13 protein-coding genes are annotated in these 12,525 nt (G+C 69.9%); 2 read left to right on the plus strand and 11 right to left on the minus strand.

The annotated features are described in order from the left end of the window. Positions 1–146: 146 nt before the first annotated feature. From HWX62_RS24620 to HWX62_RS24640, 5 genes are all read right to left on the minus strand, one after another. Entirely contained in the window at positions 147–1,100 is a 954-nt protein-coding gene (locus tag HWX62_RS24620) for a TauD/TfdA family dioxygenase (RefSeq protein ID WP_175928194.1), read from the minus strand. Between the two features lie 149 nt (positions 1,101–1,249). Beyond that, a complete protein-coding gene (locus HWX62_RS24625) occupies positions 1,250–2,095 on the minus strand; it encodes an ABC transporter ATP-binding protein (RefSeq protein ID WP_175928195.1) in 846 nt (281 codons plus the stop codon). 41 nt (positions 2,096–2,136) lie between these two features. Then, positions 2,137–2,952: an ABC transporter permease gene (locus HWX62_RS24630; protein WP_175928196.1), complete on the minus strand. Its 816-nt coding sequence runs from the start codon at positions 2,950–2,952 to the stop codon at positions 2,137–2,139. A gap of 35 nt (positions 2,953–2,987) precedes the next feature. After that, positions 2,988–3,830: an ABC transporter permease gene (locus tag HWX62_RS24635; RefSeq protein ID WP_175928197.1), complete on the minus strand. Its 843-nt coding sequence runs from the start codon at positions 3,828–3,830 to the stop codon at positions 2,988–2,990. A gap of 14 nt (positions 3,831–3,844) precedes the next feature. Then, on the minus strand, positions 3,845–4,912 hold the full coding sequence (locus HWX62_RS24640) for an ABC transporter substrate-binding protein (protein ID WP_175928198.1): 1,068 nt from the start codon (positions 4,910–4,912) through the stop codon (positions 3,845–3,847). Between the two features lie 228 nt (positions 4,913–5,140). Between HWX62_RS24640 and HWX62_RS24645 the strand changes: the two genes are divergently transcribed. Next, a complete protein-coding gene (locus HWX62_RS24645; RefSeq protein ID WP_175928199.1) occupies positions 5,141–5,515 on the plus strand; it encodes a phage protein NinX family protein in 375 nt (124 codons plus the stop codon). 28 nt (positions 5,516–5,543) lie between these two features. Here the strand turns inward: HWX62_RS24645 and HWX62_RS24650 are convergent, their stop codons facing one another. The 5 genes from HWX62_RS24650 to HWX62_RS33245 all read right to left on the minus strand — a co-directional run bounded on the left by HWX62_RS24650 (position 5,544) and on the right by HWX62_RS33245 (position 10,860). Continuing rightward, positions 5,544–6,530, minus strand: a complete 987-nt coding sequence (locus tag HWX62_RS24650; RefSeq protein WP_175928200.1) for an ABC transporter substrate-binding protein — start codon at positions 6,528–6,530, stop codon at positions 5,544–5,546. 315 nt (positions 6,531–6,845) lie between these two features. Next, entirely contained in the window at positions 6,846–8,057 is a 1,212-nt protein-coding gene (locus tag HWX62_RS24655) for a LysR family transcriptional regulator (protein ID WP_175928201.1), read from the minus strand. A 61-nt stretch (positions 8,058–8,118) separates the two neighbouring features. Beyond that, positions 8,119–8,847, minus strand: a complete 729-nt coding sequence (locus tag HWX62_RS24660) for an aspartate/glutamate racemase family protein (protein ID WP_175928202.1) — start codon at positions 8,845–8,847, stop codon at positions 8,119–8,121. Positions 8,848–8,868: 21 nt separating this feature from the next. Then, on the minus strand, positions 8,869–10,422 hold the full coding sequence (locus HWX62_RS24665; RefSeq protein WP_175928203.1) for an NCS1 family nucleobase:cation symporter-1: 1,554 nt from the start codon (positions 10,420–10,422) through the stop codon (positions 8,869–8,871). Positions 10,423–10,737: 315 nt separating this feature from the next. Continuing rightward, complete coding sequence (locus HWX62_RS33245) at positions 10,738–10,860, minus strand: hypothetical protein (RefSeq protein WP_279610473.1); 123 nt, start codon at positions 10,858–10,860, stop codon at positions 10,738–10,740. A 252-nt stretch (positions 10,861–11,112) separates the two neighbouring features. Here HWX62_RS33245 and HWX62_RS24675 point away from each other — a divergent pair, with 252 nt between their 5' ends. Then, entirely contained in the window at positions 11,113–11,664 is a 552-nt protein-coding gene (locus tag HWX62_RS24675; RefSeq protein WP_006491052.1) for a DUF3005 domain-containing protein, read from the plus strand. A 64-nt stretch (positions 11,665–11,728) separates the two neighbouring features. On the opposite strand, the gene HWX62_RS24680 is transcribed toward HWX62_RS24675, so the two are convergent. Then, a complete protein-coding gene (locus tag HWX62_RS24680; RefSeq protein WP_175928204.1) occupies positions 11,729–12,490 on the minus strand; it encodes a DUF4397 domain-containing protein in 762 nt (253 codons plus the stop codon). Positions 12,491–12,525 lie beyond the last annotated feature (35 nt).

A 12,525-nucleotide genomic window follows, 5' to 3' on the forward strand; every position in this document is an offset into this window, starting at 1 on the left:
GGCGAAAGTGAACGGGGAAGGCGGACGACATCGTTGCGCGAGCAGGCGTCGATCCGGTGGCGTGCGGTTCATGGCGGGTGTCCTGCAGGAGGTGGCGCGGCGGCGCGCGGGAAAGGGAAACAGGGCGCCGCCGCGGGACGTGTGCGTTATTGCAGCGTGGCGCCCGGCCCCTTCAGCAGGACGCTGCGGCGGCCGTCGATGCCGACCGGCACGTCGCCGTGCACGGTCGCGCGGCGCACGACGCGTCGCGCATCGCCGTAGTCGTTGATCGCGTAGTGCTGGGTCGCGCGGTTGTCCCAGATCGCGACGTCGCCTTCCTGCCAGTTCCAGCGCACGGTGTTCTCGAGACGCGTCACGTGCTCGTGGAACACCTGCAGCAGGTGCGCGGAATCCTGCGCCGACAGCCCCTTGAGCCGCTGCACGAAATGCCCGAGCACGAGCGTGCGTTCGCCGGTCTCCGGATGCACGCGCACGACCGGATGCTCGGTTTCGTAGACGGTCGACGTGAACACTTCACGGTAGCGCTTCAGTTGCGCGTCGTCGGCATGCACGTGCGTCGACGCATAGTCGTACGCGTTCGTATGCAGCGCCCACAGCGTATCGGCGAGCGCGCGCAGCGAATCGGGCAGATGCGCGTACGCGGCGGCCGTGTTGGCCCATACGGTATCGCCGCCGAACGGCGGGATCACGACCGCGCGCAGGATCGAGATCTTCGGGTACGCGTCGACGAAGGTCACGTCGGTGTGCCACGAATTGGCGCGGGCGCCGTGCGCGGAATCGAGTTCGAGCAGGGCCGCGCTGCCGTCGACGGACGGCACGGTCGGGTGCGCGACCGTATCGCCGAAGCGGCGCGCGAACGCTTCCTGTGCGGTGTCGTCGAGATGGTGCTGGCCGCGGAAGAACAGCACCTTGTGACGCAGCAGCGCGGCGTTCACCGCATCGAACGTCGCATCGTCGAGCGTGGCCGATAGCCGTACGCCGGAAATTTCGGCGCCGATCCGGCCGGCGACCTGGCGAAGCTGAAGCGGGACGGCGGCCGTGCGCGGCGCGGCGTGCGAAGCAGGCGAGGACGAGTGAGCGGCGTGCTGGACTTCGGACATCGGGAGTCTCCTGGGAGTCGGGTCGGTCGAGGCTCCATTCAAGCAGGCGCCGCGCGGAACCGGAACCGATGAATCGTCACAACCTTAGCGTGCGCGCTGCGATGAACGATATCTGTCGTGATGCTGAACAATGCGCACGCGTGGCATCGCTACCACGCGAGCCGCCATTCGCCGATCCGGTGCGGGCGCGCCGTGTCGATGCGCCGGCCGCCCGAAGCGTCGTCGCCCGGCGGCTCGCCGTCGTCGAAATCGGCGAGCACGGTGTCGCGCAATTGCGCGAACGCCGGCGAATCGCGCCGGCGCGGGCGCGGCAGCGCGACGTCGACGATACGCGCGATGCGGCCCGGACGCGGCGCCATCGTGACGACGCGGTCGCCGAGATAGACGGCTTCGTCGACATCGTGCGTGACCAGGATCATCGTGATGCGCTCCTGTTCCCAGATGCGCAGCAGTTCGTTCTGCATCTTCGCGCGCGTCTGCGCGTCGAGCGCGCCGAACGGCTCGTCGAGCAGCAGCACGCGCGGCCGGTTCACGAGGCCGCGCGCGATCGCGACGCGCTGCGCCATCCCACCCGACAACTGGTTCGGAAACGCGTGCTCGAAGCCGTTCAGCCCGACGAGCGCGATGTGCTCCGCGATCGCGCGCCGTTTCGCGGCGGCGTCCAGCGGCGCGTTGCGCAGTGCCGCACCGATGTTCTGCTCGACGGTCAGCCACGGAAACAGCCGGTGATCCTGGAACACGATGCCGCGCTGCAGCGACGTGTCGCGCACGCGTTCGCCGCCTGCGCGGATTTCGCCCGCGTAGTCGGTGTCGAGCCCGGCGACGAGCCGCAGCAGCGTCGACTTGCCGCAGCCGCTCGCGCCGACGATCGTGACGAATTCGCCGGCGCGCACGTGCAGCGATACGTCGTCGAGCACGGCAAGCGCCGCGCCGCGTTGCGCGTAGTGCTTGCTGACATGGAGGATGTCGAGCGAATCGGAGGTCAGAGTCGTCATGGCGGTACGAGGAAGAGGGCGATACGGGAGGAAAGGGGCGCTCAGCGCGTCAGGTCGCCGCGCCGGGCCAGCACCTTGCGTTCGATCGCCCGCGCGGCCGCGTTCAGCGCCCAGCCGGTCACGCCGACGACGACGATCCCGAACAGCACGAGATCCATCCGGAACTGCTCGCTGCCGTCGATCAGCGTGTTGCCGATTCCGCTGCCGGCGACGAGCAGGTATTCGGCGCCGAGCGTCGCGAGCCACGAATAGATCAGGCCGAGATACAGGCCGGTGAAGATCGACGGCAGCGCGGCCGGCAGGATCACGTGGCGCACGAGCTGGAGCCGCGAGTAGCGCAGCGCGCGGGCGACGTCGACGTACGCGCGCGGTACCGCGTGAATGCCGTCGCAGGTATGGGCGGCGACCGGCAGCAGCGCGGCGAGCGACAGGAATACGACCTTCGCGACGTCGCCGAGCCCGAACCACACGGAAATCAGCGGAATCCACGCGAACAGCGAGATCTGCTTGAACGTGTCGAAGCTCGGGCCGACCATCCGCGCGGCGATGCGCGACAGCCCGAGCGTGGCGCCGAGCAGCAGCCCGCCCGTCGCGCCGATCGCGAACCCGCACGCTTCGCGCGCGAGCGATGCCGACAACGCACGGCCGAGCGCGCCGCTCGCGGCCTGCGCCCACGCGGTGCGCAACACGTCGGCGGGGCCGACGAGCAGGCCGCTTTTCACGAGGTGGGCGGAAGCGATCGCCCACCAGAGCGCGAACGCCGCGAGCGGCAGCACGACGCCGCGCCAGTCGGGCGCATGCAGGCGGCGGGCGGCAGTTGCGGACGGGGTGGGTGACGGCGTGGCGGCGTGCGGCACGGGACAGTCTCCTTCGGTTGGGCAGGCAGGCCGGTTCAGCCGCGAAACGCGGACGGCACGCCGCGGCGCAGGCGCGCTTCGAGGGCGTCGAGCGCGCGGTTGATCAGCAGGCCGACCGCGCCGACCACGACCACGGCCGCCATCACGAGATCGAGCTGGAACAGTTGCCGCCCATACACGATCAGGTAGCCGAGCCCTTCGGACGACGCGACGAGTTCGACCACGACGAGCGCGAGCCACGACTTCGTGAACGCGAGCCGCACGCCGGTCGCGAGCGTCGGGATCGCGGCCGGCAGCACGACGTGGACGATGCGTTGCCGGCGCGTGTAGCCGAACCCGCGCGCGACTTCGTCGAGGGCGGGCGGCGTCTGGCGAAATCCTTGCAACGTGCTCAGCGTGACCGGGACGAGCGCCGCATGCGCGATCAGCAGGTACTTGAGCGGTTCGCCGACGCCGACGAGCAGCAGCAGGAACGGCAGCCAGCCGAGCACCGGGATCTGCACGAGCGCGTTGAAGCTCGGCAGCACGTACGCTTCCAGCGTGCGCGACAGCCCGAGCGCGACGCCGATCGCCACACCGAGCAGCGTGCCGGCCGCGAAGCCGACGAGCACGCGCTGCAGGCTGATCAGCGTATGGCGCGCGAGATCGCCGCTCGACGCGAGCTCGGCCAGCGTGTCGACCACGCGTTCGGGCGGCGGCAGGATCTGCGGCGCGATCCAGCCGCGCGCGCTGCCGACGCTCCACAGCGCGAACAGCAGCGCCGGCAGCAGCCACGGCGCGAGCTGCCACGCGAGCCGTTGCAGCGCAGCCGCGCGGCGCCGTGGCGCGGCGAGCGCGTGCGATTCGGACGACGGGACGGGAAACGCGGTGTCGCTCATCGGGGCCGGTCCGGTCAGGAGAGCGGCTTGCCGGCGGCGTCGTAACGCGGCCAGTAGTTGTCGAGCTTCAACGTGCGCAATGCATGGTCGAGATACTTCGGCTCGAACCAGCCGTCGACGTCGACCGGCTGGCGAATCAGCTTGAGGTTCAGCGCATCCTGCGCGACGGCCTTGTAGCGCGCGATGACGAACGGGTCGATCAGCGGGGACAGGCGCTCCTTCAGGCGCTGGTTCGCATAGTCGGCCTGCCATGACGCATACGGCACGCCGCTTTTCGCCCACAGCTTGAACAGCGCATCGCGGTTCGCTTCGTCGGACGACCATTGCGCGCCCTTCACGAACGCGGTGACGACGCGCTGCACGATGTCCGGGTGCGCGCGCTCGAAATCGTCGAGCACGAGCAGGTGAGTCTGGCGCGTCAGTTGCGGGCCGTCGTTCTGCGATTCGTAGATGATCTTCGCGAGGCCCGCGTCGCGCAGCTTGTACAGCCCGTAATCGCCCACCGATGCGTCGATGCCCTTCGACGCGAGCGCGGCGAGCGAGCTGGCGGCGTCGAGGTTGATCACGCGCAGGTCGCGTTCGCCGAGGCCGTTCTTCGCGAGTGCGTTGTCGGCGACGAGCTGCAGGTTGGTGCCGCGGAAGATCGACACGCGGCGGTCCTTCAGGTCCTTGATCGAGCGGATCGTGGAATCGGGCGGCACCGCGATCTTGATGCCCGAACGCACGCTTGCCGCGAGCAGCAGGCGCGTCTTGATTCCGTTCGAGCGCGCGAGGACGGCGGGCAGGTCGCCCTGGTACGCGAAGTCGAGTGCCTTGTTGGCGATCGCCTCGTTGACGGCCGGGCCGGCGCCCTTGAAGAACAGCCATTGCACCTGGATGCCGTCGGCGGCGAATTCCTTTTCGACGAGCTGCTGCAACTGCACGGTCGCGGCGCTCGATCCGCCGAACGTCGGCGGATCGCCGGCACCTTGCTGGGCGACGCCGATACGAATGACGGCAGGTTTGTCGGCGTGCGCGGCGGCGGCCGGCAATGCAATGAGGGACGCGATCAGCAGCGATCGCAGCAGGCGCAGTGGAAGCATGAATCGATCGATCAGGAGTACGTTGTCGGGGCGGCGGTGCCGGCTGTCGGGTGTCGGTCCGTCGGATCATTCTCGATGACCGGTCTGGGCCGGACAAGCAACGATTTGAACTATGCTTATCGCGGTGCGACGGGGGACGAAATCCTGTCGCGCGTGGAACGCAGTCCTTGCGGCCGTGCATACGGCACCCAGGGCGTCGTTCGGGAGAACGGTCATACGGAGAGGGCCATGCAAGTCCAGGACCTGACAGGCGCGTCGCTGGATTACTGGGTCGCGATCGCGGAAGGTCACGATGCGCCGCGAGCCGACGCGTCCGGGTGCACGTCGATCCGCGAACCGGGCGGTGTGCCGACGCCGTTCGCGCCCTCGTCGTCGTGGGCGGACGGCGGCCCGATCGTCGAGCGGCTGCCGTTTGCCGCGTTCGAGCGCGACGGCGGGCGGGGCGCCTGGCGTGCGGTGCTGCACCGCGCCGTGCCGGCCGCGGGCGAACGCTGCACGTTCAACCAGTCGGGGCCGACGTTGCTGGTGGCCGCGATGCGCACGCTCGTCGCGTCGACGTTCGGCGACGACGTGCCCGATCTCGAGATGGCGCGGCCGCGCTGAGCGCGCGTCGCGCCTCGCGTGGCGCCACTCAGGCCGACACGTCCCGGATGGCGATCGACGCGACGTCGACGCGGCGCGGCAGGATCGCGTCCGCCGCCGCACGATCGGCGACGCGCTGCAGCACGTCGATGTCGGCGCCGCTGAGGCTGCGCTGCGCGAGCGCGGCCCGGCGTGCGATATCGGTGGCCGCATCGGGCGGCAGGCGCGTGAGCGACGCATAGACGCTCGCGTAGTCGGCCGGGTGCGCGAGCGCCCATTGGCCCGCGCGGGCGAGCCGCGCGAGCACGTCCGCGAGCGCCGCGCGCTTGCCGCGATCGTCGAGCGTTTCGACCGGCGACGTGAGGAACGCGAGCCCCGAATTGATGCCGCTGCCGTCGCGGACGACACGCGCGCCGCGTCGCACCGCATGCCCGTAGTACGGATCGAACGTGGCCCAGATGCCGATCCGCTTCGCCTCGAACGCAGCGAATGCATCGACCGGCAGCACGAAGCGCACCTCGACGTCGCGCGGCGCGAGCCCGTGTTCGCGCAGCGCGCCGTACAGCTGGTATTGCGAGATGCTGCCGCGCGCCGACGACACGACGACGGTTTGCCCCTTCAGGTCGGCCACCGAGCGGACCGGCGAGTCCGGCTGCACGACGATGCCGAGCGACGCCGGCGAGCCGACGCGCGTCGCGACGATCCGCAACGACGGATCGCCGAGCGCGGCCGTCAGCACGGGCAGGTCGCCGGCCGGCGCGAGATCGATCGCGCCCGCGCGCTGCGCTTCGAACAGCGGCGCGGCGCCCTGGAAGTTGGCCCAGCGGAACCGGTACGGCGTGCCGTCGAGCACGCGCGCGGCTTCGGCGAGCGCACGCAGGCCGCCGGCCTGATCGCCGAGGACGAGCGTGACGCCCGACAGGTCGGCGCCCGCCGCGCGGGCGGGCGGTGCGAGACCGCCGGCGAGCGGCGCGGCGGCGAGGGCGGCAAGGCGCTGCAGCGTGCGGCGGCGCGCCGTGGCGAAAGAGTGAGTCATCGGCGGCGTGTCCTCGGTGATCCGCGCGCGGATGGCGCGGCTGCCGGGCAGGTTACGGAATCGCTTTCCGGCCGACAAACATCGAATCGTGAAATGCATATTCGCGCGGCGACGGTGCGCGGCGACCGGCCCCAATGGACGGCCGATGCGCCGACGGTGAGCGGCGTGCCGGCTGTCGTTGCATGCAGGTTGCTTGCGCAATCGATGCGTGAACGCGCGTGACGTCGCGCACGATCACGATGTCGACGCTCGGGGCGAGCGTTTCGCCGACATGCGGCGGCCGTGCGGATCGGGCAGGCTCGGCGGCGGCGCCGGTCAGGGCGACTTCGTCGCGATGCGATGGATGCGTGCCGCCTGCGCGACGCGCGCCCGGTGCGACGCATGACAATGCGTGGCCCGCCTGCGGCGCGTGCGCCGTGTGGGCTCCGGTGGATCGGCGGCGCTCGGCGAGGTTTTTGCGGCGTCCGCCTCGGCCCCGGAAGCGGCAACGGCGGTAGCGGTGGTAACCGCGGCGACCGCGGCGACCGCGGCGACGGCCGGCAGCCTCGCCTCGGCGTCGAGCCATGCACGCGTCGCTTCCGCGATCAGTCCGCGCAGCCACCGGCCGCCTTCCGCGCACGATCCCGATTCGTTCCACGTCATCCGGTACACGATGTCCGGCGGCTCGGCAGGCAGCGCGACCGCGGCGAGCGGCAGCAGCTTCGCGTAGTGTCGCGCGAGCCGGTACGTGGTGGTGAGGATCAGGTCGGTGCGCACCAGCGCATGCGCGGCGAGTTCGAAGTGCGGCAGCGTGACGGCGATGCGCCGGTGCAGGCCCACGCGTTCGAGCTGCCGGTCGATCGCGCCGGACGCTTCGAGCCACGACGGCGTCGGGCACAGCTGCGGCGCCGCCACGAACGTGGCGGCCGTCATCGCGCCGCGCCGCGCGAGCGGATGCGTCGTGCGCATCAGGCACACGACGCGGTCGTCGAACAGGTCGTCCTGCCGGAAGCGCGACTGGCGCGCGGGCCGGTTGTCGATCACGACGTCGAGCTCGCCGTCGGCCAGCGCGCGCTCGTCGTCGAACCCGTCGCCGAGCGGATGAAACACCAGTTGCGCGTTCGGCGCGCGCTCGCGAAACAGCGCGACGAGCTTCGGCACGAACAGCACGTTCAGGTAGTCGGGGCAGCCGATCCGGTAGGTGCGCACCGACGTGCGCGCGTCGAACCTCGGCTGCTGGATGCGGATGAAGTCGATCACGCGCAGCGCGTTGCGCAGCGGCTCGATCAACCGCGCGCCGAACTCGGTCGGCACCATCCCGTAGCGGCTGCGCACCAGCAGCGGATCGCCGAGCAGCGTGCGCAGGCGCTTGAGCGCGGCGCTCGTCGCCGGCTGCGACATGTTCAGGCGCACGGCCGCGCGCGACACGGTACGCTCGGTCAGCAGCACGAGCAGGATGCGCATCAGTCGTGCATCGAGCACGTCGAGCGCGCCCGCGGCGTCGGACGTGTCGCGGAGCGGGGCGGCCGGGTCTAGCGGGTCTCGCATGGCGATACGCGTCCCGGCGATACGGGGCGTGCGCGCGGCGCGGCAGCCGGCCGGCGGCCCGTCATCGTGCGAAGGTGCCCGGCCAGCCGACGATCCGCTTCGGGCGCGGCGGCGCATACGTGCGGACCTTCGACGTCTTCAGCTTCAGGCGCACCAGCGACTCGGCGAGCGCGACCGCGGCCGATACGCCGTCGACGACCGGCACGCCCATGCATTCCTCGATCTGCCGGTCGAGCCCGGCCATTCCGCCGCAGCCGAGGCAGATCACTTCCGCGTGGTCGTCCTTCACCGCGCGCTGCGCCTCGCCGACGATCGACTCGATCGCGCGGGCCGGATTCTCCTCGAGTTCCAGCACCGCGAGGCCGCTCGCGCGCACCGACGCGCAGCGCGCATCGAGCCCGGCGAGCTTCAGGCGATCCTCGATCAGCGGCACCGTGCGGTCGAGCGTCGTGACGACCGAGTAGCGATGGCCGAGCAGCATCGCGACGCTCGCGGCCGCTTCGGTGATGTCGACGACGGGCACCGTCAGCAGTTCCTGCAGCCCTTCGCGGCCATGCTCGCCGTAGCCGGCCTGGATCACCGCGTCGTACGGTTCGTCGTAGCTCGACACGCGATCCATCACGGCGATCGCCGCGAGGTAGCTTTCGAAGTTGCCTTCGACCGACTCCGCGCCGAAGCGCGGCGTGAGTCCGACGATCTCCGTGCCGGGCGACGCGGCGGCTTGCGCCTGCGCGGCGATCGCGTCGGTGATCGATGCGGTCGTGTTGACGTTGACTACCAGGATCCTCATCGGTGACTCCGTATGCGTGTGTCAGTGTTGCGCGCAGGCGACCGCGATGTGTTCGCCCGAACGCGCTTCGTAGTGCCGTTTGCGATCGGCCAGCAGCCAGTACACGCTGCCGGCGATCGCGGCGCCGAGCAGCCACGAGAAGGGCGTCATCGCGCCGAAGGCCGGCACGACGGCGAGCGTGATCGAGATCAGCGCGGACGGCGCGAGTGCCGCGAGCGCCTTGCGGTTCACGCCGCGCGTGTAGAAGTACGTGCCCGTCGGCGCTTCGGTATAGAGATCGGGCACGTTCACGCGCTGCTTGCGCACGAGCCAGTAGTCGACCGTGATGATCCCGTACAGCGGGCCGAGCAGCGCGCCGAGGCCGGACAGGAAATAGACGATCACGATCGGGCTGTTGTACAGGTTCCACGGCAGGATCAGCACGGCGATCGTCGCGCTGATCAGGCCCGCGCGGCGAAACGACAGGCGGTGCGGCGCGAGGCTCGTCAGCACGAAGGCCGGCGCGACGAAGTTCGCCATGATGTTCACGGCCACCGTCACGATCAGGAACGCGAGGCAGCCGAGCACGAGGAACAGCTTGTTCGGCACCGTTGCGATGATTTCCGTCGGGCTGTGGATGATCTGGCCGTTCAGCTTGAACTGCGCACCCGCCAGCACGAAGCTGATCGTCGCGAATACCAGGATGTTGACCGGCAGGCCCCAGAAGTTGCCGACGCGAACCGTCTTCGCGCTCGGCGACGAACGGGCGAAATCGCAGAAGTTGAGCACCAGCGTGCCGTAGATCGCGAGCCACAGCGAGCCGCCCGCGAAGATTTCGGTCCACATCTTCAGGCCCGTCATCGGCTTGCCGATCGACATCGCGAGATGGCCGCCGGTGCGGCTGAACATCCACGCGGCGAGCGACAGCGTCGTGACGAGGATCACCGGGCCGGCGAGGCCCTCGTACTTGCGAACCATCTCCATCCCGTACGTGAGGATGCCGATCTGCACGAGCCAGATCGCGACGAACGTGATCCAGCCGAGCGTCGACAACCCGAGGATCGCGTTCTGGTCGAATGCGGCGAGGCCCGGCCAGATCGCGGTGAGCAGCACGCGCAGCACGACGGACGCGAGATAGGTCTGGATCCCGAACCATGCAATCGCGATCACCGCGCGGATCATCGCGGGCAGCATCGCGCCGTAGATGCCGAAGCTCATCCGGCTGATCACCGGGAACGGCACGCCGGTCTTCTGGCCCATGTAGCCGGTGAGGTTCATGAAGCCGTACACGAGCACCGCACCGATCGCGAGCGCGGCAAGCATCTGCCAGCCCGACAGGCCGAGCGCGAACAGCCCGATCGCGAACGAGTAGTTCGCGATGTTGTGCACGTCGTTGGTCCAGAGCGCAAAGATGCTGTAGCGGCCCCAGGTGCGGCCTTCGGCCCGGGTCGGCGCGAGGTCGGGGTTGTGCAGCCGCGGGCTCGGCGCGGGATCGCGCGCGGCCGTGTCGGTTCGATGCGATGCGTCGTCATCCGCGCCGGGCCCGAGGCCCGCGCGGTGGATGGCTTCCAGTTGCACGCCGTTGTCTCCTTCCATGTGCGGGGCGCGAAACCCGCCGCGTGTGTACGCGGCGCGGGCCCGGCCGCCGTGGACGTTATGTCTCGGATTTGTTCGCGAGTATGGGCGGCGGGCCCGGCGATGGGAAATTAAATATTCGGCTGGGCGTCATTCGAAAAACGAATGGAGCGCGTGCGGCCGAGGCGGCCGGGGGCGGCACGCAAATTGCGAATCAACGGGTTCCATCCACATCGACATCAGCGGAGGTGTCATGCAGCGATATTCATTTCGTCACGTATCGCGAGCCGTCTTCGCCGGGATCCTGATCGCGGGCCTGGCGGCGGGTGCGGGCTGTCAGAAGAAGAGCGAGAACGACACCGGCACCGGTGCGAGCGCCACGGGCGGCATGTCGCCCGCGCCTTCCACCGCGCCGTCGGGCACGCCGAGCAGCGGGGCCGCCGGCGGCAGCGGCGACACCGGTGCGAGCCTGCCGGGCGCGGCTTCCGCGCCAGGCGGCGCGAGCGGCGGCTGACGGGCGGTCGGGGCGCCGAGGCGGACGGCGCGTCGGCGCGCCGTCCGTCGCCGAGGGGCCGTGCCGACCGGCACGCGCGCCGGAGGGCGCGCGTGCGCGGCCGCGCGCATGAAAGATTTGCAAGGACCGTTGTAGCGATTTCCGGCCCGGCGGCGCCGGTGTGATGCCGGCGTCCGCCGGCCGGCCAAGGAGGTGCGATGCAGAACGCGGAATCGAACCCTACCCCGGAAAAGCAGCGGGAACAGATCGAGAAGAGCCCGGTGAAGACGCCGGCGGCCGGCGACATGCCCGACGCGGCAACCCAGGCGGCGCAGGTCGCGCGGCGTCCGCTGACGCCCGAGGCCGTCGCCGGGAAAATGCCGACCGGGCTGCCGGCGATCGACGTCGACGCGCATGCGGTCGACAGCGGCGATCCGGTACGCCGGGCGGCCGGCCGGATCGTCACGCTGGACAACGCGAACATGGCGATGACCGACAACACGGTCGACGTCGACGGCAAGGGCATGGAGGCGCGCACCGGCGCGTCGGAGCTGCAGGACAACGTGATCTATTCGAACGCGTCGCTCGACGAGGCGGTCGATACGCCCGACGAAGGGCTCGGCGGGATCGAGAGCCGGCCATCCGGCAACATGCCGCAGATCGCGACGCGGCCGGGCTGGCGCGTGCGCCATGTCGGCGACGTCGATATCGAGCACGGCGACGGCACGCGTGCCGAGCACGTGATCTGCCTCGAGCGGTCCGACGACTGAGGCGGGCGCCGACGCGCGGCGGCCGGAGCGAGTCGCACCGGCCGCCGCGCGTCGTTTCCGGCCCTTACTGCGGCCCGAGTTCCTGCGCGGACGTATCGGCGTCGTTGCCCTGCGCGACGAGCACGTGGATGTCGTTCGGCGTCACGTCGCCGACCCCGCCCGACGGAATCGTCAGGAGCAGCCAGTCGGCATTGTTGCCGATGCTGACCGGCGCGGTCTTGAGGATGGGCGACTTGCTGCCGGCCGTCGTGACGACCACCTGGTACGTGCCGCCGTTCAGGTAGACGGAATCCTGCGTCGTGGCCGGTACGGCGTTCTGGTAGGCGGCGCCGGCCATCGTCGGGCTGACCGTCGTGATGTCGGTGCCCGGCGCCACGACGTACACGTCGACGTTCTGCGCGTTCGGCGATGCGTTGAAGCTGCGCACGCGCGCCTTGTCCGACAGCAGGCCCTTGTCGTACGGATCGTCGATCACCGAGATCAGCGACGTCGTGCTCGGCAGCGCGATCGTCGTGTAATGGTGACCGTTCGCCGCGCTGAACGATTGAGAGGCGACGGTCGTGGTCGTGCCCGATACGTCGTAGCTCGCGTTCTGCGTGCCCGAATCGATGTCGTGATAGCGCGTCACGCCCTTGTAGGCGACGCCCGACTGATCGATCTTCGCATTCAGGTAGTAGTCGAGGTTCGGGCCGGCCGGCACCGCGTTGATGAAGCGCGCCTGCGGCTTCGAGATGCCGAGTACGGTGCCGGCGTCGTCGCCGCCGCCGCACGCTGTGAGCACGGAAATGACCGAGCACAGGGCCACTATCGTTCGTATTGATTTCATGTCGTCCTCTCGTTCAGGAAACCTGCATTGCGATG

This window comes from Burkholderia sp. BCC0506, from assembly GCF_902833145.1.
GTDB lineage: Bacteria > Pseudomonadota > Gammaproteobacteria > Burkholderiales > Burkholderiaceae > Burkholderia.